Source organism: Sphingobacterium sp. UBA2610 (genome assembly GCF_002339225.1).
Lineage (GTDB): Bacteria > Bacteroidota > Bacteroidia > Sphingobacteriales > Sphingobacteriaceae > Sphingobacterium > Sphingobacterium multivorum.
The window spans coordinates 155,752-175,628 of record NZ_DDKA01000023.1; the positions used below are offsets into that span (position 1 = coordinate 155,752).

Below are 19,877 nucleotides of genomic sequence, written 5' to 3' on the forward strand. Positions count from 1 at the left end.
CCCCAGGAATTGCCAAAAAGCGATTACCAACTACAACAATATCGGCAGCAGAAACAAGAGTTTAATAATGCGCAGCTGAATAGCATTATTGCTTTGTGGACGGAAAAACAGGCTGACGCCGTCGGACATTTTAAAGCCAGAGGACAAAACATAAATAGTTTGTTTAACAAAAAGGGAGCTAAGGGAATGCGTCGCAATTCACTCCGCACTATTGTGAACAGAGAATTTGAACTATTTACTGATTTTTTTCCAGTATTGTTGGTCAATCCTTCGGTCTGCAGTTCCATCTTGCCGCTACAGGAAGGAATTTTTGATGTGGTCATATTCGATGAGGCCAGTCAGCTGCGTCTTGAAGATACTTACGCTGCCCTGATCCGTGGAAAAGCTAAAATTGTTTCCGGTGACAAGCATCAGATGGCTCCCTCCTCTTACTTCGAAGGAAGTGGAGCGCTACTTGACCCGATTGATGATGAGATAGAAGATCCCGAAGATGAATTTTCAGATCGGACTGCACTGCAAGCGGCTCAGCTTAATCTTGCAGATAGCGAATCTTTACTCGCTTATGCTGTAGATAAAGGCTTCGTTGAATCGTATTTAAAAGTCCATTATCGTTCGAAACATCCTTATCTTATCGACTTTTCCAATCATGCGTTTTACGGAAATAGATTGATGCCTGTTCCGGCAAAAGAACACTACACTCCTATTGAATACTTACAGATTGATGGATTGTATGAAGGACAGGTAAATAAGCAAGAGGCATTGAAAGTGGTCGAGTTGTTACAACAGATCATGAAGGATGCGAAAGATAGTATTCCAAGCGTGGGTGTTGCTACATTCAATATCTACCAACGTAACTTGATCCTGGAGGAACTGAGTGCAGTTCGCCAGAACGATACTGTATTCGATAGCTTAATGGCGCAGGCAGGAGATTCATTCTTTGTTAAAAATCTCGAAAACATTCAGGGAGACGAACGGGATATTATCATTCTGTCCACGACATTTGGACGGAAAGCTGACGGCTCGTTTAGTCAAAACTTTGGTCCGATTATACAAGGTAAAGGACATCGCATGTTGAATGTAATCATTACTCGAGCGCGGTCAAAAGTATATGTATGTACCTCTTTCCCGCAGGAGTATGTTGGTCAGTACCCAAATCTTATCCAACAGAAGGGCAATAAAGGCCGTGGAATTCTGTACGCTTACTTTACCTATGCGAAAGCGGTAAGTGAGGGGAATGACGAATTGCGAAGGGGCATTCTACAGCTGTTGAGTCAGTATTGTACAGATAAACTGTATGAACCAGCGGAATTTAGCTTAGGGTCTGAGTCTCCATTTGAAGATGAAGTATTCGAACAACTTGCACAGCATATCGGTGCAGACCGTTTAGAACAGCAGCATTCCGTAGGCGGTTTTAGGATTGATATTGTTGTAAAATCAAAAATAAGCCACAAACCACTCATCGCAATAGAGTGTGATGGCGCAAAATACCATAACAGTCCTGAAGCTTACGCATGGGACAGCTTCCGCCAGGAGCAACTTGAAAGATATGGTTTTATATTCCATAGGATATGGTCCATTAAATGGTGGGATGATGCCAATGGAGAATTGAAGCGACTACTTGATTTTATCCGTCAACAGGATGAAGAAGAAGCAAATTTGAACAACCACGTGCATGTGGCAACGAAAATCAATATAAGTGATAATTAGCGAATCGCCATTGATAGAACCGATAATTCGCAGGTAACCAGCACAAATAATGTTATCTCATTGGTTTCCGACTCCTATTAAAGGTTATCGAGGCAACAATCGTAACCACAATAACCTTTAAAAGGGAGCTATTCACACCAAATGACGAAGTCTGATCTCACGTTCAGGCTTGATAACTTAAAAGATGCATATTAATTATCACTTTTGATGGCATTACTCCTACAGCACTAAATCTAGTTTCGCCAGAAAATCAGGTAGTCAATTTGCAACTAAGAATCGCATGGTCATTTGATACGAAATTTACATATAATAGAAGTTACTCGATATCCTAAAAATACACAGGGTAAAATACCTAAAATCAGCAATACCCAAAACCATATAGGATTTTTAGTCGACAACCATAGCCAACCCAAGACCAGTATTATTAAACCACCAACTATAAGATTTTCTCTTGTCTTGCCCCCTATCCTCGTAGTAGCCATTCCACCCAACACACAACTAACCCAAACACAAAAAAGTTTGATGATAAATTGGGAAAAATTGGTGGCAGCGATTTCCTGACTGGCAAATATTTCTAAAGATGACGTGAACAGCAAGCCTTGCATTTTTGCAAAAACAGAACTCATTAATCCTATCGTTCCGAATCCAACTATGACGGAAAATATCTTTCTAAAATTCATTATCTAAAATTTAACTGGTCTTCCGTTAATACAATTGGATCAATCATTATTTTTTGCACATCAGCCTCAGAGGCGGCTCTGAATGAATGGACAAAACTGTTTAATTTTTCTTTACTATCAGGGATAAATGATGCTGAATTATTTTTTGCATTAGCCTGAAATTTCTGAATTATTGGCTGCATCATGGTATCATAATTGCAACAAGCCGTTTTTAAATCATTCGGATTTTGATGAATAAAATGAGCTAGCGCCTTTGCTCCATAAATTGATAAAGATGCTCCCATTCCCGATAGCGCAGTGGGACAATACCCCGCATCTCCCAATAAAACCACATTACGATTTACTAAAGTGGATGAATTTATCATCCCCATTTTATCAATAAACATTAGACCGTTATCCACAAAGCGACCTAACAAATGCTGTATATCTTCATTATACCCGGCAAAAGAAGTTTTGAGTATTTCATTAGCTTTATTTTGAACAGATGGTAAATCTCCTGTATCATGTAAATAGCACTGAATGGCTATTTCATCGGAAGCAATTGGATAAATAGACAGCATCTTATTCACATCAATATAGATATTGAATTTGCCAACCTCATAAGAATGATGCTCTCTCAATCGTCCACCCATATAAACAAATTTAAAATCCGCTAGCGTACTTTCCGGAAAATAATTTTGTCTTGTTGTAGAGCGTAACCCTTCTGAAACGATAAGGAGATCGGCCTCCAACACGGTTCCGTTGTTGAGTAATATTTGAACTTTGTCTTCATCATGCATTACGTTTTCAACAGAAGATGAGAAATGAATACTCACTTCATTTTTTACGTCGTTGTATAAAACGTGATGCAATCCGCCTCGCGTTATCAGTACGGAACGTTCAATATTCTCGTTCATTTTCTCATAGCTAAGACTTTGTATAATTGAATCGTCTGACTCCCTGAAATTTACAAATTCAGAGGGTGACGATGCTTGTTGTAATTGTTCTGCTAATCCTAATTCTTCAATAATACGAACGCCAAAACTCTTAAGCGAAATAAGAAATCCGGATTTACTGAATGATGCCGCTCTTTCCAAAACAGTCACCTTATGCCCTTGTTTGCTCAACAGTTTTGCAACAGTCAATCCAGCGATGCCACCTCCTGAAATAATAATATTTTTTTTCATTTTTTTCATTTTTATACAGCAAATATCTTTCTATATTTACAGATAAAATAGCCCAAATTAAACTAATAATAGTCCAAAAAATTATGTTTGATGAAAAGCGTAAAATGAGAAAACTTGCTGAAAAACTTGGCATCTCCTTATCTTCTATTGAAAATGAGATAAAATTTTTGAATTTCAACGAATTGAACATTGTGGACTTGATGCCCGAGATGTTAATAATGGTTCGCTCTTTAATTGCCAGCAAGACTTTTGCTTATAAAAGAAAACCAATCAGGACAATAGAAAAAGGACTACTCATTTCGTTTCAAAATATTCTTATTAACAAAAAATCGGCAAATGCCATTAGTAAAAGATCTTTGAACAATCAGCCTCATGTTCGTATTATACCTTCACATTTGGAAAGTGAAGTGTTATTTCCTAAAGATGTCCACGTACAGCAAATCAGCATTTTAGTTGAGCTGGAATACCTGAAACATTTTGTAGGAAATGATGCAGATAAATTGTCTTATCTTTTTGATATAGAAAAAACCTTTTGGATAGAAGAATTTTTGTCACCTGAAATGACTGATTTAATTGCTCAATTAGCTGACCTTTCAATAGAAAACATTTTACCGCAAGCTTTTTATCGGTTAAAAGCACTTGAACTTATTTATCTGCTTTTCAGCAATTTATTAAAAAGGAAAAAAACAGATTATTTCCATCTTAACAACGCTGAAATTGATGCGGTTTATTTGGTTCGGAATACGATAGCATCAAATCTGGAAAAATCCCTATCTAAAGATGAACTGGTAAAAATAGGTGGAATGAATGAGCTAAAACTAAGAAGGATTTTTACACAAGTTTTTGGAAAAGGAATGTACGAATATTACAATCATCTTCGTATGCAAAAAGCAGCAAGACTATTACAGCAGGAAAATCTTTCAGTTTCAGAAGTTGGCTATCAAGTAGGATTTAGCAACCTGAGTTATTTCGGAAGGTTGTTTGAAAAACACTTTGGATTAAAACCAAAGAAGTGGCAGGATAAAAATAGAATGTAAATACCTTATATCACACTTTATTATTGGTTATTATTCTCTCCGAACACCATCTTTAGTTGGCCTAATAACAATAAGTACCCGCAAAACGGGTTACATCAGCTATCGAGGATGTGCAGGTATGGGGCTGGATGTGATGTAGGTTCGAAACAACGAGTGATTTTCTTTACTTAAAAATAAATATGATCTCCTTCGGTGGCTGCTTGTGTGAGCATTCCAAAGGAACCTACGCGGTCAGCTACGTCATCCTCATCCACCGCCTTATGCCGCTCGTACAAACCTGGTAAATATAACAGTTCGCTCCCTTCTGCACCGATAAAATAAGGAACTTTCTTTTTCCAGCCTTTCACCGCGCGATGCTCAAAGGTTAGGATATCGGAGTGATTCTTATGGATATGATGATGCCGGATATGGATGGTTATATTCCGAAGCCGATAGACTTTGAAAAGCTCACTGGGCAGATCTCCATCCTGACAGCGAGTAGCTGATAGAAGTTTATTATTGTAAGATTCGGCGGTGACTATAATGTTGTTAGGCTCGAGATAACAATGTTCGGCAGTTACTGCAAGATTTTATGCTGAAATGCGAACCGCACTGGATCAGCAGTATTTTTGGTTTCGGTTTTATCGATCAACTGCTGCCGATGACCTTCAACGGTGCGTTTAGTCAGCAGGAACACTAAAATGCAAAAATGGTGAACTTAAAAACTTTATCATTAATTCCAGTGCACTTATAAAAGAGGATGAATTTATTCATTAGATGTGTTTTACCAAAGATGTGACAGAAGCTGGTATGGCAGAATACTCCGTCAGCATGGCTCAGAGATCAAGGTGAAAAGTATGAAAGATAAGGCTTCCACCTTCTATTTTGATCTTCCAGTGCATACGCTAGCGGGTTAAAATTGCTGGCTGACCAATATTTACCAATCGATAAACCAATATGCGATAGCTGTGGTTCTTTCTAAAATATTTAGAACCATGATATATACGGTTTATGCAGATCAGCAGTATCAAGACAGGAAGATCCCACTGTTAGCAGTATTTATAATTGTAAAAAAAGATAACAAAAATAAAGGTATAAAGAAGTTTTGTGGCACTGAAAGATATGTGATCACCACCAATGCTGGCGAAAAGTAAGCAGGCAGAGGCTCCGCCGCGTCGGATAAGCCATGCCTAAGATCTAACCGCCCCAGGGTACGAAAAGCAAAAAGAAATACTCATTGATAATTGGTAATTCATGTATTAAAGCAACGCACCTGCAATTGATTCTCAAAAATATCCTAGGCTGTAAGAGGTTTTTTGTTACGACCTAGCGTAAGTTTAAAAACTCTTCAGGCTCATTGTTTCTGAGCTCGACTTAGCCTTTGGAAATGTAGTCTCCAATACTTACCTGCGAAAAAAATATGGAGGAGATGCTTATAATATTAAACGTATGATTTTTTTTTCTTCATCAACGGAATAATTCAATTTTCTATCGAAAAACTGCTCAAAGATTTCCGAGACGTTGATATAAGGGTCTTCTACATCGCTTACACTTCCGCCTGAACGCCGAGACATTCCCTGATTTATAATAGTTTTAATAAACGGAGTCTTTCTTAAGGATCTTGGTGCTTCATTGTCGGTACTATAAGCCAACAAAAGATGCCCTTTCCGATCAAAGACACTATTGACCGTATAAAATGAACTCGCATCGATGTATTTTTTCTCTTCCTGACAATAAACTTTCGAGCTTTCACTGTTACTGATGAAGGTAACGCTTCCCTGAAAAAATGGGTTAACAGTAGTTTCAGAATTGAGCTGATATTGTTGTTCCGCTAGTGCAGAAATAAAGCATACCGTGCCAGCTCCCGCCTTTAAAAATACATTCTTATCCCTAATAAAACTTTTACTGAAAGCGAAAACACCTCCATTGCCCAACTCATAAACTTTACCGTTTGACTCTATTCCAATAATATACCCCCGGGCAACAAATTCTTTTTGCCACCAGCCAAAAGTTTTTCCGATAAAAAATAATGGCAGCAGAAAAGGTAGCACTATTAAAAATCGACTGCTTTTTTTGGACAATTTATTGCGCTCTGCTTGTTCTGTATTTTCCACTCCCATCCCATCAAGATTGCCTGTCTTCCCTTCCATTTATCTAATTTTAATCCTAGAAATAATATTATTCCACGCCTTTAAAAGACATAATAACGCCAGAATATTTATCGTGATCCGCACCAATATAAGATAAATCAATACCGGATAAATTTTTATTGTTCAGGGCTTCTTTAAATAGCGTATAATTCATTTTTTCGATCCTATTGTTCCAGTCTTCATCCGATGTTGGCTTAATTGATTCCAAATCTTTCATTTCAAACATCGCACGATCCGATATTTTTTTAGAACGTTGGACAAAAATTGTATCTCCTTCTATCTTAAGAATTTTTACCCAACCTGCTGGTAAACCTTGGATGTTATTTCCTTCAGCATCGGTAAAGAAACTTGCTCCATATAGTTGTCCTGCTTGTAATTGTTGAGCCGATTTAACAAGACTCTCTTTTCATTCCGATATTTTTTGCCATCTATGTTCAGTTTAATACCGTAAATAATAGAGCCGATAATTGCTATCGATGCTATCATCAAATACCCTTTCCAAAGTTTGAAATAGGGAATTTCTAGTGTCTTCTTAAATTTCTTTACCTCTTCTTTTTATTTCTAAGAATTTCGATTATCATATTGAGGACAACAGCCTACTGACCGACGAGCAGGTACAAAAATACATCGGAATGATTCAACACGGAGAGCTAAAATGGAGAAAAGATGATAATAGATAATTTCGAGTTTATTGGTGCGTTTAATTCTGCTTTTTTAAACGTTTTGTCGGTTTCTTTTTTTGTGGCTTTGCAGGTGTCTTAATTTTTTTCTGTACGGTCTCCATTCGTTTTCTCCAGCTGATGATCTGAGATTCTTCATATACAGGGAGGCCTTTATCGTTGAGAAGCCCCATAGATTTAGCTAAACTAAGACTGAGGCGTGCGGACTTACTGTTTGCTTTCTTCCAGGTCTGTTGATCGTCTTTAAAATCCTTCTCATAGGCAGCGATAGCCTGCTTAATAATGGCTAGCTCCTTCTTATATTCTTTGAGCTTTCGATAAAGAATCATTAATCTGTTATATGCCCCTGCTTGTAGTGGGTCTTTACTTATGACCAAGTTGTAGCTTTTTATGGCATCTTCGGTTTTACCTTCGAGCTCCTGCAATCGTGCATCTTTTAACAGCTCATTTTTGGATTTCTTAATACCAGTCATATTTATTTTTATCTTTCAATACTATTCATACCTGTGCATGGTCAATACTTTAAGGGGCAAATTCCCGCTAATAAATAGTAGAGTCCTTGTAACCGGAATATCATAATTAAACTTGAGAAAAGTAATGAACAGATTAGCTAGCTCAAAGTTTCATCTCGGTTTCGGTCTACTTCTAGTAAAAGAAGAAGTTTGGCAATAGCGGGTTCCCTCCATTCTTCCGCAAGATCGCCCTCTATAAAACCAAAATCTTCATCTAGGATCATCTGGCAGCCATCCATCGTAATTCTGGCATATGGTCCGTTTTGCCCCTCCTGTCCTACTTCAAAATCACAATATTTTTCTACTCCTATGTTATTTGTCACCGGAATTCCAGTGAACGTTGCTATAGCTGCCATATTTTCATTTTTTATTTTTCAAATAATTTATAAGATCCTCACGACCATTACCAACGTTTTTAATTGCCTCTTCGACTTGCTGCCGGGTTACGCCAAGTTCTTTTGCCAAATAATCGACCTCATAAGATTCACCGCCAGCTACCTGATTGCGATCCCTTGCATCTTTTTTATTTTTATTGTCTGTCATAATAAAGTTTTTGGAATAGAACAACCGCCAACCAATAGAGTTTGAAAACTATCACTATTCTGATGTTGTTCTAAATACAAAAAGGAGGAATTATGCCTTGGTATAATGGAGATTATCCACCATCATATAAAAATCAACCGGTCAACATCCGGGAGAAAGCGACTGAAATCGCAAATGCTTTGCTTGAGGAAGGCGCCGAAGAAGGAATTGCCATAGCAACCGGCCTAAAAAAAGCGAGGGAGCATTTTAAAAAGGTAAAAGAGGAAAATAGAAAGTAAGGAAGCACAAATTATTAAAATCGACGACTATGCCAGAACTACCAGACCTACAGGCCTTCAGCAAAAATCTCACAAAAATGCTTAAAGGTAAAGTGCTTGAAAAAGCTGCCATTCACAACAAACAAAAGACCAAAGTCAGCCTGAATGATCTGCAAACTCTTGAAGGCAAAAAACTCATCAAAGTTTATCGGGAAGGTAAAAGGCTTTTTTTTGATTTTGGCAAAGATGCTATCTTGTCAATTCATCTCATGTTGCATGGCAAACTGATATATTCGGAGGACGAAAACCCAAAGTATGCATTAGTTTCCATGAAGTTTAAGGATGGTGGAACGCTATCCATTACCGACTTTCAGAAGATGGCACATATAGAATTGAATCCTGAACATGCAAAGGTGATGGATGCACTTTCTGAAAAGCTAAATCCAAAATTACTTTTCGGATTGCTGCAATCAAGCAAGGCCAAAATTAAAACTCTCCTGATGGACCAAAATGTCATTGGTGGTATTGGAAATGCCTACGCTGACGAAATCCTGTATGAAGCAGGGATATCACCACTTTCAATTTCAAACAAAATTCCCGAAAAGCAGGTACAACATCTTGCCAAAGCAATTAAGGAAGTACTGGAAAATGCCGAACAGCAGATTCTAAAAGAGCATCCTGAAATCATTAACGGTGAGATAAGGGACTTCATGAAAGTCCATAACAAAAATGCGAAGGTTGATGGTAAGGGTCATGAAATATTGCAAACCAAAATTAGCGGCAGAACTACTTATTACACAGAGCAACAAAAAGTTTTCGAATAGCACAGGATACGACTAAAGAATTACTTATCTCAGTGAAGTTTTTTGGCACAGATCTGGTACGGAAATAGGAACAACTAATTGCATATGAATAATCTATATATTATCTTCTTTTTTTTAGTTCTCCAGGGCTGCACAATGCGTAAAAGTACAATGACACCGGTACAAAATGATAAGTCCAAAATATACAATGACAGCTCAATGCAACAAGACTATGTTTCCATTTTAGAAACAATTTTGTCTGACGATTCAGCTGGTATCAAACTGCAACGTGAAGGAGAACGAAGGGCGTTCATTCATAACAAGTTTATGAGAGATTCTATCTCATCATTGCATGACAGGAATTATGTTTTTTACAACGTCGATCCACAGAAGCTGATGAAAATACTGGATAACCAGCTCACAGATTCGCTGGATATGCTTAATCAGATGAACGAAAGGAAGGCAATCATCCCAATTCCAGACGCGATCAAAGCAGCGTACACTGTTGATGACGCCGATAAATACAGGATGGACCGCAACCAAAGCATTTATTACTTTCATCTTCCCATTATCGGGTATAACCGCAAAAAAGCATACGTGCCGGTCGACTATGTATGCGGCCCTTTATGTGGAAACGGTGATGCATTTCTGCTTGAAAAAGTGAATGGTAAATGGGTAATCATACAACGATTTTTTAACCTCTGGATCTCTTAAAAAAATGTAGTCACAATAATCTTTAAACAGAAGATATTCACGCCAAATAACCAAGCGGACTTATAGCCTAATGGACCTTATCACTTTCTATAAATACACTTCCCGACAAATAGCACTCGGGAACATTGGCTAATACATAATCAATGCCGAGAATATTAGGACGAGCCGTACTTCCATGCCCACAATACAAACTCCTGATCCAGGTATCTACGTCATCTACCCATATCGCCTTCCAGGTAATATTTTGTGGATCCTGGACAGTGACAGGTGAAATTAGCACATTATACCCCATCGCTCGCAGCGCGGTTAATACGACTCGATTTACTTTGACAAATTTCATCTTCGAAAGCTATATACGGTTGTCTTTACTTTGGAACAGAAACACAACCCATATGGTTCAAAAGTCATTAACTTTTTGTGCTTAGCAGCACATCCTAATAAGTACTAAATCTAACTGATCGCTTGCATCGGATCCATTCCCGAATCAAGAGACTCGTGGTGGTTACTCCTTTTTATATATAACTATTCAAACTGTCCTGTATAAGTTTTGCGACCAATTGCAGATTTTGGTCGTCAACATATTTCAAGGAAAAAGTCTCAACGTTGGGTGTACAGCTCGCCTACAATCATCATTTAAAATCATGGCAGATAACGAAGAACGTTAAAACAAAATAGCTGTTAGGGGCTAATCGAAAGATTAGTCTTTTTTTTGCTAAAAAATGAACTATTATAAATGGATATCGTTATCTGATAGGTTAAGTTAGTTTGTTTTAGTAGTTATTAAGGTCGGTAATTCATGTCGCCGGCCTTTTTTCTAAAGTTGGAATTTCCCCTGATTCAATCAATTCTATTGTTATATCCTCTACCTCCCTGTCGCAATTTTCGTAGATTCTTATTACAGGGTGCCACCTTTGTTCTGGTCGATCTCTAAGAAAAAGTGCAGCTCGGCAATTGTCGATTCGTGATAACAGTGGTTACACGATCATCTCTTCTGTTGAAAAGACAATGTATATATGGGTTCACGTAGCGGGCTGTTAAAAAAAACAAACGATGACTGCTCCGCTTGTGTTCAACTTAAAAAACAATTATGACCCTGATTTCCAATAGAAAAAACACGAAGTTAACCGCCCGCAGGGTTTCTACCCTCTTGCACCTTATGGCTGTGGTCCTCCTCATATTTTTAGGTAGCTGCCATGAGGACGATAGCCCCGCACCTGAGCAGGCGCACTTAAAAGTGAAGGTGAAAACTCAAGGTGATCAGTATGATGCAGTCCATCTCGAGATCCAGCAGCTATGGACCCGCACGTCTGCAGGTGGAGGAAAGGTCGTAGCAAATAAAAGGGTAAACATCCTGAAAATTCAAACGGATAGCATCATCGCGGGTGGACATGTCCTCCATGGCAGCCTACAGGAAGTTATGCTAAAAGTAGCCCCTACAGGGAATGAAATAGTCATAGATGACCTTTCCTATGCTTTAGAGATGCCACAAGGAGAAATTATCGCGGTGAATATCGCAGCCGACAGTAAGCTTTTTCCAAATGAAAACCATACATTAATGCTTCATATCAATCTATCAGATTTCATTCAGGAGACGGCAGAAGGTAAATTTATAATAAATCCTAACCTCCCTGCAGTACTGGATTAAAGCGGCAGGTTACTCACTCCTCGAATCGGGTTTTAGTGGCATTTTAGCGCAGCGGATCACCTCAATGGAAGGGATTCCGTAGTCCAGGACAATTTTGCCTTCAACCAAATAGATACCGACCCGACGGAGTGCAGGTGCAGAATTGGTATTATGTCTCATCCAGCTTGGCATTAAATCGGGGCTACGCTGTTTTTTGTCTTTCCTTATATAACAGCAAGCAAGCAAATTTGGGCTTTGTAAACCAACGATATGAGGTGTAATCCTACAGGAGAAATGCTTCGGAACATCATTTTTTGACTTTCTGATTTAATTTTTATACCCCTTTTAGTAATATTTTTTCAAATCACTAATTCTTTCAATATGGAGTTCTCTGGCCTGAGACCGCCGCATCATTAACGCATAAGCATTATTAAATCCTAAAGGTTTTAACCACTTGATGCCATACAGCTTCTGAAACTCATTGTTTACGTAATTATAGGTATCGGAAGGACTTTTGGATACGCTTCCTAATACCTGCTGATTTGGTTTTAACAACACCAAAAGGCCTGTTCCCGTGTACTCTACATAGCAATCAATGGCATCGCTCATCAAAGCATCAAAACATATTTTGGTCCCACCCAACCCCGTCTTTGTATCTACTTTATAATCGGTATGGCCTTCGATCAGAATTTTGTATATCGCAGCCAAAATATATTGTTCTGCAAAAATTTTTGAACCTACCTTTATCGTACCGGCGCTCCCAGAACCAGTTGGCTTATAAAGATTGTTGTGCAGCAGAAAGTCCTTTGCAATATGTTCTGGCGTCTGCTTCAAAAAATCTGCTTTATAATTGAGCTCCGTCATGACCGAATCATTGAACTTATCTGCCAGCAGGTTCATTGTCTCTTCCAGCTTGGGGAATTTCTGAAGGGTTGCCGTCTTGATGATCGGTGAAGCAAAATAAGGTGGGAAAATCTTCTTGTCATCTGCCAGCACAAACAGGTCGTATGCCTTGATCCGCCCATCGGTGGAGTATCCGCTAATGAGATCAAGATCTTTTTCATAAGCGGCTTTATACATAATTGCATCGCTGACAACAAGTGGGTTGACCTGAAGATCATAGATACTGCGAAGTCCCAGATCACCGTCCTGACGTCCCATAAACTCTGGTGTGAAACCTGCCTTGATGCGACTGTCATTGGACCTCATAGCCATATAAAGCATACTTAAAAAGCACATTGCGGTGAATATGCCCAATATAATATAGGTTTGTCGACTTTTGATATTTACCAGGGAATATTGGATTAGTGCAATGCCTTTGTCCAAGAGGATTGCTAATAATGCTGCAGGAATAGCGCCGGCCAAGATCATGTTGGAGTTGTTAAGGGATATACCGCCAAAAATAAATTCACCCAAGCCCCCGGCGGCAACAAATGATGCCAAGGTTGCTACGCCAACATTGATCACTGCCGCTGTACGTACGCCTGCGATAATCACTGGCATGGCAAGTGGAAGTTCTACTTTGAGGAGCAGTTGCCAATCAGTCATACCCATCGCTTTCGCTGCCTCTACGATACTGGAACCAACTCCTGTAATGCCGGTAAAGGAATTCCGGATAATGGGTAAGAGAGCGTAGATAAATAGTGCAACAATGGCGGGAATGGCTCCGATACCCAGAACCGGAATAAGAAAACCCAACAATGCAATACTCGGTACAGTTTGCAAAACACCTGCAAAACCTAAAATAATAGCAGCAAATTTTCTCTTTCTCGAGATCAGTACCCCTAGAGGCACTCCGATAAGAATGGCAAATACCAAAGATAAAAATGTAAGCCCGAGATGTTGGCCAATCTGGGTCAATAGCTTGTCCTGTTGTTCGAGAATAAATTGCCAAAAACTTTGCGCCGTCATACCACTTGTTGTTTTCGATAGTTGTTAAATGCGCCCACTAGCGTTTCATAGGCTTGCGCCGTATCTGTATGCATACTCAGAACCTGGGTGGCATGCCATAAATCTGTGCTCAATGTAAATCCATAACGCGAGATAAAAGGATCTATCGCCGTAATCCCTTGTAGTTCTTGTAAGGTAGTCACTTTATACTCCAATAGTAGGCGATTTTCGGCGAAGAAATTGGCTACAAATTCATTTGCAGGTCTATATAACAGTTCTTTTGGCGTTCCGATCTGCACGATTTTCCCCTTGTCCATTAAGCAGATCCGCTGTCCAAGTTCGAAAGCCTCAGACACATCGTGCGTAACGAGGATGATCGTCTTACTGCGTATCTCCTCCAAGGATCTGAATTCTGCGTGGATATCTGCTTTGGTTATATTATCCAGTGCTCCGAATGGCTCGTCCATTAATAGAATAGGTGAATCGGCGATCAGTGCCCTAGCAATGCCTACGCGCTGTTGTTGCCCTCCACTCAGTTCATGGGGATAACCTTGTTGGATCTCCTCGCCCAAGTTTAATTTGTGAAGTAGCTCCGCAGTACGCATGCTTATTTTCTTTTTTTCCCATTTCAACAATTCTGGAACTACAGCAATATTGCGTGCAACGGTATAGTGCGGAAAAAGGCCGGCATGCTGCATGACAAAACCAATTTGCCTACGTAAATCATGGATGCCTCTTTCTCTGATATCTTTGCCAGCAATAAAGATCTGGCCTTTATCGGGTTCGATAAGCCTATTGATCATTTTTAGGGTTGTCGTCTTTCCACAACCGCTGGTTCCTAGCAGAACAAGAACTTCGCCTTGATTGGCCTGAAGGGAAATCTGATCGACTGCGGCCTTTCCATTAAAGAATTTTGAAATGGAGACGATATCTATCATATTATCTCGCGAGTCTAATACCTGTAAATTGCCACTGCAGTGCCGTCTGAAAAAAGTTTCGGTACGTTTTGCGGCTATGATCTTTAGGTGTTGCAATGGAGGCTCCACGCAAGACCATCTGGTTAACCATAAATTTTCCGTTATATTCACCCACGGCGCCAGCCTCCTTTTTAAATCCGGGATAAGGAAGATATGCAGAATTGGTCCACTCCCACCGCTGTCCCCAATTGAGATGATCTGCCGCAACCTCCCACTCTGCCTCTGTCGGAAGCCGCATTCCCCTCCAGGCTGCAAATGCGGAAGCTTCATAAAAGTTGACATGGCAAACTGCATCTTCCAAGTCTATTTCCATCAACCCCGCTAAGGTATAATTCATCCATTGTCCATCCATCAAATGCCAATATAAGGGAGCCTGAGCCTGATGCTGTTTTACCCAGTCCCAACCTTCGGAATGCCAATACCGGAAATCGTCGTACCCACCATCTTCCATGAAAGCAATGTATTCCTTATTTGTCACCAAATCACTCGCGATTTCAAAGTCATTCAAATAGACCTTATGTCTTCCTTTCTCATTATCAAAACAGAAACCTGAACCTTCATATCCGATTTCATAAATCCCAGCACCAAATTGGACATACGTTGATTCGGCAGCCGCATAACTGACAGGAGCTTTTGTACTGCCGTAGGCAGGAAAAAGGGGATTGTGCCCCAGTATATATTTGATATCCGTAAGCAGCAATTCTTGATGTTGCTGTTCGTGATTTAATCCTAGCACAAAGATGTCAAGGAGATCATTTGTCAAAAACCCACCATCCAAAAACTCAATCATGGACTTGTCCACACATTTGCGATATCTATAGATGTCTGCAACGGAAGGTCTGCTCAGATTTCCTCGATCTGTACGAATCACCCGAGCTCCTATTGTTTCATAGTAACTATTGAACACAAAATTGTATTCAGCGTCGAATGGCTGATAGTTTGGCAAATGCGGAAGTAAAATAAATGTTTCGAAAAACCAGGTGGTATGTCCAAGATGCCATTTCGGAGGACTAACCTCTCCTATGGGCTGAACAACATAATCCTCAGTTTCCAATGGTTGGCAAATTTCTTCGGAATAAGCCCGTATAGCAAGATAGCTATCGATCCATTTTTGCTTTTCGGACATTTCGATAAGCGCATTTTGTATATTTTTCATAAATAAAACTTATTAGGACACCCTCCATACCGAATCAACAAACCATCCTTTGCTGTCTTCAACATTTGCGATCAGCTGAAATCCTGCTATAGAAGCCATTCGCTGTATTTCCTCAGGAGCATATTTCTGAGAAATTTCCATGTCAATTAATTCATTTTCCTTAAAAAAAATAGACTCGCCTTTGATATGGACATGTTGATTGGTTAGACTGACCAAGAAACTGCGGCAGGCTCCGGAGATTGGATCGTAGGATTGATAATGCTGAAAATATTGGGTATCAAAATCAGCTTCAAGTTCCCGGTTGATGCGATTCAGTAAATTGATGTTGAAGGCCGACGTGATTCCGGTTTTATCGTTATAGGCAGAAAGAACGGTGTGTGGATTTTTTTTGAGATCAAAACCGATTATAATAATATCACCGGGGCTTAGTTTACGGCGGATTTCGGCACAAAAAAAGTGGGCTTCGTCCATATCCATATTGCCGATATTACCACCTAAAAATAAAACTACTTTTCGCCGTTCGGAAATTTTCATCGCCTGGTCAAGCATTTCAAAGTACTCTCCCTCCAACGGTACGATGTCTAAAGTTGGAATGTCACGATGTAATTTTTCGCCTAATACCGCAAGAATATTGCCCGATATATCGATAGGCATGTAGGAGTACGTGTTATGATGTGCACTGAGATGGGTTAACAGATGACTTGATTTAAGGGCATCACCTGCCCCCAGCTCTATCAGGTCGAAATCGGATTCATCAGTTGTGATGAAATCTGCTAACTCAGCAGTTTTTGTGCGAAATATTTCAAGCTCGCAGTTGGTCAGATAATATTCGGGCATATGCATGATATCCTGAAAAAGTCGATCGCCAATGGGATCATAAAAATACTTTGAAGATAATTTCTTCGGATAAGTATTTAAACCTTCTACCACTTCCTTGTGAAAAACCCCTTCATACTTTTCGATCTCAGGTGAAGCACTAATTACTGGTAGAACATTATTTAATTGTAAACTCATAACTCTATGGTATTTGCGGTCTTTGTTACAGAAATATAACAGGAAAAATGAGCGAATAGTTTCGGAATAATCCAATCTGTGAAAATGGTCGAAACAGCAAATGGCCAGCCTGGATTAAGGCGGCGACGTTATGCTGATTTACAATTGAATTTCTCGATTCGGAGGAAATCCTACTATTTAAAAAAGGCTGATCATAAGATCAGCCTCTAAAACACTCATCACAATAAAACATACTAATCGTGCCCTTCAGTCTTAACAATCTTGTTGTAAATACCTAATAATAAAAACGGCGCCGCCCACTGGCCGACAAATAGTGCATTATTGTCGTCTTTTGTTTTGCAACATTTTAATGCTGCTGAAATTCCCATCGCTGCCAGCGAAGCTGCTAAAAATAAAATCGATGGAATTTTAGAAGTTTGGTTTTCTACCTCTCTTGTTACTTTGTCTTCATTTCCTGTTGTAAGTGCCATAATATATATACTTTGGTTTATTATTGAACTATTTTCAAGAGGAAATGGTTTAAATTTAAACAAAAAAAGGTCGAGACTCTGATTCTCGACCTTAACATGATACGTAATATTGATAATGGAGGACTAAAATAACTATTTGGTACATAGCTTTGTTTAGAATAAAGTGCTAAAAGGAGGAAGCTTAATCCCTATTGTTTTATAGGTTTTTACAAGAGTTTGGCATATCAACCTAGATAGCGTCGAAATAGTCAATTCAATAGTAGCTGGTTTTAGGGATCCTAAAAATAATTGTTACTAACGGTGAACGAATTTCACTTGGTGCTGTTCTAATCAGCATGGTTACGTCACGTGCATCACATATACAATCAATATATTATGAAAATAGCAGTGCTAGCTCATTTAAAACATCCCATCCGCAAACCATTTATGGGCGGGTTGGAAGCCTTTACATACGAAGTAACTAAACTTTTACTGCAAAGGGGACACGAGGTTACCTTGTTTGCCAGTGAGCATTCCGATCCTTCTCTAAATGTGCATGCTATCCTTAGCGATGTAGATTACGATATGGAGACATTAAGTAGATTTCGCTCGCATGAATTGAGTGAAGATTTTATATCGACACATCACGCCTATCTGGAGCTGATGCAGGAGATAGACCAATATGATTTTGATGTTATATTTAACAATAGCCTAAATTACGTACCCATTACAATGGCGACCTTAGCGGAAACACCGATGGTAACAGTATTGCATACACCTCCTATTTTTGAGATGAAAAAAGCTATTATGGCAGCAAACAGATACAACAAAATGACTTATGTATCTGTATCGCAAACAAATGCATCAATGTGGGAGCCCTATATACCCAATTGTAAGGTCGTACACAATGGAATTGATTTGAATAAATGGAGCTATATAGCAAATAACTCTGGAGAGTATGCATTATGGTTTGGCAGAATTCATCCCGATAAAGGAACCCATTTCGCAATAGCAGCTGCAAAATTGGCCGGAAGACCTATCAAAATCGCAGGCTCGGTCGCAGACAAACATTATTTCGAAACTTTTGTCAAACCGCTTCTCGATGAAAACGCTGAATGGGTAGAGCATTGCACACACGAACAACTTAATGAACTAATCGGAAATGCGGCAGTAAGTGTGATTACCCCCTGCTGGGAAGAACCTTTCGGTTTGGTTGTTGCTGAAAGCTTAGCATGCGGAACGCCAGTCGCTGGCTTTGCGAGAGGAGCGCTACCAAAAATTGTGACAAAAGAAACTGGATGTCTTACAGCGTCCTGCTCAGTGACAGAATTGGCTAATTGCATAAACGATGCAGCACAGCTTAGTCGCAAAGCATGCCGAGTGCATGCTGAATCATCATTGGATATACAGCATATGGTATCTTCCTACGAAAATATATTTGCTCAAGTAATCAAAAAATGTGCAGATAAATATGTCTTATAAATATGCTTTTTACATTCACCACCATGGGTCTGGTCATCTTACTCGTGCCTTAGCTATAGCTGCGCAACTACCCGCTGATGAAGTGGTTTTCCTCGGTAGTTCATTAGAAACTTATAAAGATTTAATACCAAAAGGTATTCGTTCAATCGAATTGCCATTTGATATTCCCGCCAATAGCGATCGGGATTGGGCTGCTAGTGACCTGAGTTTTTTACATTATGCTCCCGTGAATGTGAAGGGTATAATAAATAGAAATTACCTTATAACAGAATTTTTTGCAAAGCACAACCACTGTTTACTAATCGTTGATGTTTCGGTCGAGATAACTTTACTTGCGCGTCTCTGTGGGATACCAACAGTAGTCGTAAGACAACATGGCAACCGCTCCGACTTAGCACACTTAATGGCTTATGAAAGCGCTTCTTTTGTGTTGGCACCATACGCAAAATCAATGGCTCAAGATATTGAAAGCGATTTTGCGCATAAAACATTTTATTCAGGTGGCTTCTCCAAATATAGCGGCATGTCGGTTGAGAACAATACGAGTGCGGACGATCAAATAGCGATGTTCTTTGGACGAGGTGGCACATGTTTCGATTGGAAGCTCATCGCTCAAATTCGGAAAGATTTACCTGAAACATCCAGCCTACATATACTCGGCACAATACCAGATTATCACGCTATTAGTGGAGTCAGCTATTATGGCAATTCAAAAACTGCATACGATATATTAAAAAATTGCGGCATCGTGATAAGCAATGCGGGACACAACTGCGTGATGGAATTGGGCGACTTAAGAAAAAAAGTTATTTGCGTACCTGCGGAAAGGCCTTTTGAAGAGCAAAAAATAAAAGCCAAGCTACTGCAAAATGCTGGTGTAGCGACGATAATAGAAGAGCAAGCTTTACATCAGGTCAATTGGTCCCACATCATTGAAAACGCAAAAAAATTAAAGGTCGAAGCATGGGAAAAATTGATGAACCCAAAAGCGACCATCGAAATTGCTGCGCGCCTTAAGAAATTGCATTCAAATCTATTTAAAACTTTATATAAATAA

25 protein-coding genes are annotated in these 19,877 nt (G+C 39.4%); 9 read left to right on the forward strand and 16 right to left on the reverse strand.

Annotated features, from left to right (window positions below):
- Window positions 1–9: 9 nt before the first annotated feature.
- A complete protein-coding gene (locus B4Z47_RS16540; RefSeq protein WP_286727680.1) occupies window positions 10–1,707 on the forward strand; it encodes an AAA domain-containing protein in 1,698 nt (565 codons plus the stop codon).
- Between the two features lie 284 nt (window positions 1,708–1,991).
- On the opposite strand, the gene B4Z47_RS16545 is transcribed toward B4Z47_RS16540, so the two are convergent.
- Both B4Z47_RS16545 and B4Z47_RS16550 read right to left on the reverse strand, forming a co-directional pair.
- Window positions 1,992–2,387 (reverse strand): hypothetical protein, encoded by a 396-nt coding sequence (locus B4Z47_RS16545; RefSeq protein WP_286727681.1) that lies wholly within the window; start codon window positions 2,385–2,387, stop codon window positions 1,992–1,994.
- Window positions 2,387–3,553, reverse strand: coding sequence for an FAD-dependent monooxygenase (locus B4Z47_RS16550; protein ID WP_172462372.1), 1,167 nt, complete (start codon window positions 3,551–3,553; stop codon window positions 2,387–2,389). The genes B4Z47_RS16545 and B4Z47_RS16550 overlap by 1 nt, the downstream gene beginning before the upstream one ends.
- 83 nt (window positions 3,554–3,636) lie before the next feature.
- On the opposite strand from B4Z47_RS16550, the gene B4Z47_RS16555 reads away from it, so the two are divergent.
- Window positions 3,637–4,590, forward strand: coding sequence for a helix-turn-helix domain-containing protein (locus tag B4Z47_RS16555; RefSeq protein ID WP_075992241.1), 954 nt, complete (start codon window positions 3,637–3,639; stop codon window positions 4,588–4,590).
- 167 nt (window positions 4,591–4,757) lie between these two features.
- Here the strand turns inward: B4Z47_RS16555 and B4Z47_RS16560 are convergent, their stop codons facing one another.
- On the reverse strand, window positions 4,758–4,937 hold the full coding sequence (locus tag B4Z47_RS16560) for a hypothetical protein (protein ID WP_115048250.1): 180 nt from the start codon (window positions 4,935–4,937) through the stop codon (window positions 4,758–4,760).
- Window positions 4,938–5,564: 627 nt separating this feature from the next.
- On the opposite strand from B4Z47_RS16560, the gene B4Z47_RS16565 reads away from it, so the two are divergent.
- Entirely contained in the window at window positions 5,565–5,723 is a 159-nt protein-coding gene (locus B4Z47_RS16565; protein ID WP_286727682.1) for a hypothetical protein, read from the forward strand.
- A gap of 279 nt (window positions 5,724–6,002) precedes the next feature.
- Here the strand turns inward: B4Z47_RS16565 and B4Z47_RS16570 are convergent, their stop codons facing one another.
- The 6 genes from B4Z47_RS16570 to B4Z47_RS16595 form a co-directional block, all read right to left on the reverse strand.
- Window positions 6,003–6,719 carry a hypothetical protein gene (locus tag B4Z47_RS16570; protein ID WP_286727683.1) on the reverse strand — a complete coding sequence of 239 codons (717 nt, stop codon included), beginning with the start codon at window positions 6,717–6,719 and terminating at the stop codon, window positions 6,003–6,005.
- 28 nt (window positions 6,720–6,747) lie between these two features.
- Window positions 6,748–6,945 (reverse strand): hypothetical protein, encoded by a 198-nt coding sequence (locus B4Z47_RS16575; RefSeq protein WP_286727684.1) that lies wholly within the window; start codon window positions 6,943–6,945, stop codon window positions 6,748–6,750.
- Between the two features lie 65 nt (window positions 6,946–7,010).
- The gene (locus B4Z47_RS16580; RefSeq protein ID WP_286727685.1) at window positions 7,011–7,205 is read right to left on the reverse strand and encodes a hypothetical protein; all 195 of its coding nucleotides are present in this window, start codon (window positions 7,203–7,205) and stop codon (window positions 7,011–7,013) included.
- Between the two features lie 214 nt (window positions 7,206–7,419).
- Window positions 7,420–7,872: a tetratricopeptide repeat protein gene (locus tag B4Z47_RS16585; protein ID WP_115048244.1), complete on the reverse strand. Its 453-nt coding sequence runs from the start codon at window positions 7,870–7,872 to the stop codon at window positions 7,420–7,422.
- 137 nt (window positions 7,873–8,009) lie between these two features.
- The gene (locus B4Z47_RS16590; RefSeq protein ID WP_070568425.1) at window positions 8,010–8,267 is read right to left on the reverse strand and encodes a hypothetical protein; all 258 of its coding nucleotides are present in this window, start codon (window positions 8,265–8,267) and stop codon (window positions 8,010–8,012) included.
- Window positions 8,268–8,271: 4 nt separating this feature from the next.
- Entirely contained in the window at window positions 8,272–8,454 is a 183-nt protein-coding gene (locus B4Z47_RS16595; RefSeq protein ID WP_070568428.1) for a DUF3606 domain-containing protein, read from the reverse strand.
- A gap of 92 nt (window positions 8,455–8,546) precedes the next feature.
- On the opposite strand from B4Z47_RS16595, the gene B4Z47_RS16600 reads away from it, so the two are divergent.
- From B4Z47_RS16600 to B4Z47_RS16610, 3 genes are all read left to right on the forward strand, one after another.
- Complete coding sequence (locus tag B4Z47_RS16600; RefSeq protein ID WP_070568431.1) at window positions 8,547–8,732, forward strand: hypothetical protein; 186 nt, start codon at window positions 8,547–8,549, stop codon at window positions 8,730–8,732.
- A 29-nt stretch (window positions 8,733–8,761) separates the two neighbouring features.
- Window positions 8,762–9,535 carry an Fpg/Nei family DNA glycosylase gene (locus B4Z47_RS16605; protein ID WP_070568434.1) on the forward strand — a complete coding sequence of 258 codons (774 nt, stop codon included), beginning with the start codon at window positions 8,762–8,764 and terminating at the stop codon, window positions 9,533–9,535.
- 84 nt (window positions 9,536–9,619) lie between these two features.
- Entirely contained in the window at window positions 9,620–10,228 is a 609-nt protein-coding gene (locus B4Z47_RS16610; protein WP_147282029.1) for a hypothetical protein, read from the forward strand.
- Window positions 10,229–10,295: 67 nt separating this feature from the next.
- Here B4Z47_RS16610 and B4Z47_RS16615 read toward each other — a convergent pair whose 3' ends face one another.
- Window positions 10,296–10,568 (reverse strand): hypothetical protein, encoded by a 273-nt coding sequence (locus tag B4Z47_RS16615; RefSeq protein ID WP_286727686.1) that lies wholly within the window; start codon window positions 10,566–10,568, stop codon window positions 10,296–10,298.
- Between the two features lie 747 nt (window positions 10,569–11,315).
- Between B4Z47_RS16615 and B4Z47_RS16620 the strand changes: the two genes are divergently transcribed.
- Window positions 11,316–11,873 (forward strand): DUF4382 domain-containing protein, encoded by a 558-nt coding sequence (locus B4Z47_RS16620; protein WP_201639350.1) that lies wholly within the window; start codon window positions 11,316–11,318, stop codon window positions 11,871–11,873.
- Between the two features lie 9 nt (window positions 11,874–11,882).
- Here the strand turns inward: B4Z47_RS16620 and B4Z47_RS16625 are convergent, their stop codons facing one another.
- The 6 genes from B4Z47_RS16625 to B4Z47_RS16650 all read right to left on the reverse strand — a co-directional run bounded on the left by B4Z47_RS16625 (window position 11,883) and on the right by B4Z47_RS16650 (window position 17,359).
- Window positions 11,883–12,032: a hypothetical protein gene (locus tag B4Z47_RS16625; RefSeq protein ID WP_159332903.1), complete on the reverse strand. Its 150-nt coding sequence runs from the start codon at window positions 12,030–12,032 to the stop codon at window positions 11,883–11,885.
- 165 nt (window positions 12,033–12,197) lie between these two features.
- A complete protein-coding gene (locus tag B4Z47_RS16630) occupies window positions 12,198–13,763 on the reverse strand; it encodes an ABC transporter permease/substrate-binding protein (RefSeq protein WP_115048239.1) in 1,566 nt (521 codons plus the stop codon).
- A complete protein-coding gene (locus B4Z47_RS16635) occupies window positions 13,760–14,680 on the reverse strand; it encodes an ABC transporter ATP-binding protein (RefSeq protein ID WP_070566447.1) in 921 nt (306 codons plus the stop codon). The genes B4Z47_RS16630 and B4Z47_RS16635 overlap by 4 nt, the downstream gene beginning before the upstream one ends.
- A gap of 1 nt (window position 14,681) precedes the next feature.
- A complete protein-coding gene (gene egtB / locus B4Z47_RS16640) occupies window positions 14,682–15,875 on the reverse strand; it encodes an ergothioneine biosynthesis protein EgtB (protein WP_175442001.1) in 1,194 nt (397 codons plus the stop codon).
- A 12-nt stretch (window positions 15,876–15,887) separates the two neighbouring features.
- Entirely contained in the window at window positions 15,888–16,889 is a 1,002-nt protein-coding gene (locus tag B4Z47_RS16645; protein ID WP_115048238.1) for an L-histidine N(alpha)-methyltransferase, read from the reverse strand.
- Between the two features lie 233 nt (window positions 16,890–17,122).
- Window positions 17,123–17,359, reverse strand: a complete 237-nt coding sequence (locus B4Z47_RS16650) for a hypothetical protein (protein WP_070566443.1) — start codon at window positions 17,357–17,359, stop codon at window positions 17,123–17,125.
- 375 nt (window positions 17,360–17,734) lie between these two features.
- Here B4Z47_RS16650 and B4Z47_RS16655 point away from each other — a divergent pair, with 375 nt between their 5' ends.
- Window positions 17,735–18,820, forward strand: a complete 1,086-nt coding sequence (locus B4Z47_RS16655; protein ID WP_070566440.1) for a glycosyltransferase family 4 protein — start codon at window positions 17,735–17,737, stop codon at window positions 18,818–18,820.
- Window positions 18,810–19,877: a glycosyltransferase gene (locus tag B4Z47_RS16660; RefSeq protein ID WP_112374591.1), complete on the forward strand. Its 1,068-nt coding sequence runs from the start codon at window positions 18,810–18,812 to the stop codon at window positions 19,875–19,877. Before B4Z47_RS16655 ends, B4Z47_RS16660 begins: the two co-directional genes overlap by 11 nt.

Bases quoted from the DNA above. Each gene is read 5' to 3' on its own strand.
- B4Z47_RS16545 (WP_286727681.1), bottom strand. From the start codon at position 2,387: ATGAATTTTAGAAAGATATTTTCCGTCATAGTTGGATTCGGAACGATA.
- B4Z47_RS16550 (WP_172462372.1), bottom strand. From the start codon at position 3,553: ATGAAAAAAAATATTATTATTTCAGGAGGTGGCATCGCTGGATTGACT.
- B4Z47_RS16555 (WP_075992241.1), top strand. From the start codon at position 3,637: ATGTTTGATGAAAAGCGTAAAATGAGAAAACTTGCTGAAAAACTTGGC.
- B4Z47_RS16565 (WP_286727682.1), top strand. From the start codon at position 5,565: ATGATATATACGGTTTATGCAGATCAGCAGTATCAAGACAGGAAGATC.
- B4Z47_RS16570 (WP_286727683.1), bottom strand. From the start codon at position 6,719: ATGGAAGGGAAGACAGGCAATCTTGATGGGATGGGAGTGGAAAATACA.
- B4Z47_RS16575 (WP_286727684.1), bottom strand. From the start codon at position 6,945: ATGTTTGAAATGAAAGATTTGGAATCAATTAAGCCAACATCGGATGAA.
- B4Z47_RS16580 (WP_286727685.1), bottom strand. From the start codon at position 7,205: ATGATAGCATCGATAGCAATTATCGGCTCTATTATTTACGGTATTAAA.
- B4Z47_RS16585 (WP_115048244.1), bottom strand. From the start codon at position 7,872: ATGACTGGTATTAAGAAATCCAAAAATGAGCTGTTAAAAGATGCACGA.
- B4Z47_RS16590 (WP_070568425.1), bottom strand. From the start codon at position 8,267: ATGGCAGCTATAGCAACGTTCACTGGAATTCCGGTGACAAATAACATA.
- B4Z47_RS16595 (WP_070568428.1), bottom strand. From the start codon at position 8,454: ATGACAGACAATAAAAATAAAAAAGATGCAAGGGATCGCAATCAGGTA.
- B4Z47_RS16600 (WP_070568431.1), top strand. From the start codon at position 8,547: ATGCCTTGGTATAATGGAGATTATCCACCATCATATAAAAATCAACCG.
- B4Z47_RS16605 (WP_070568434.1), top strand. From the start codon at position 8,762: ATGCCAGAACTACCAGACCTACAGGCCTTCAGCAAAAATCTCACAAAA.
- B4Z47_RS16610 (WP_147282029.1), top strand. From the start codon at position 9,620: ATGAATAATCTATATATTATCTTCTTTTTTTTAGTTCTCCAGGGCTGC.
- B4Z47_RS16615 (WP_286727686.1), bottom strand. From the start codon at position 10,568: ATGAAATTTGTCAAAGTAAATCGAGTCGTATTAACCGCGCTGCGAGCG.
- B4Z47_RS16620 (WP_201639350.1), top strand. From the start codon at position 11,316: ATGACCCTGATTTCCAATAGAAAAAACACGAAGTTAACCGCCCGCAGG.
- B4Z47_RS16625 (WP_159332903.1), bottom strand. From the start codon at position 12,032: ATGAGACATAATACCAATTCTGCACCTGCACTCCGTCGGGTCGGTATC.
- B4Z47_RS16630 (WP_115048239.1), bottom strand. From the start codon at position 13,763: ATGACGGCGCAAAGTTTTTGGCAATTTATTCTCGAACAACAGGACAAG.
- B4Z47_RS16635 (WP_070566447.1), bottom strand. From the start codon at position 14,680: ATGATAGATATCGTCTCCATTTCAAAATTCTTTAATGGAAAGGCCGCA.
- egtB (WP_175442001.1), bottom strand. From the start codon at position 15,875: ATGAAAAATATACAAAATGCGCTTATCGAAATGTCCGAAAAGCAAAAA.
- B4Z47_RS16645 (WP_115048238.1), bottom strand. From the start codon at position 16,889: ATGAGTTTACAATTAAATAATGTTCTACCAGTAATTAGTGCTTCACCT.
- B4Z47_RS16650 (WP_070566443.1), bottom strand. From the start codon at position 17,359: ATGGCACTTACAACAGGAAATGAAGACAAAGTAACAAGAGAGGTAGAA.
- B4Z47_RS16655 (WP_070566440.1), top strand. From the start codon at position 17,735: ATGAAAATAGCAGTGCTAGCTCATTTAAAACATCCCATCCGCAAACCA.
- B4Z47_RS16660 (WP_112374591.1), top strand. From the start codon at position 18,810: ATGTCTTATAAATATGCTTTTTACATTCACCACCATGGGTCTGGTCAT.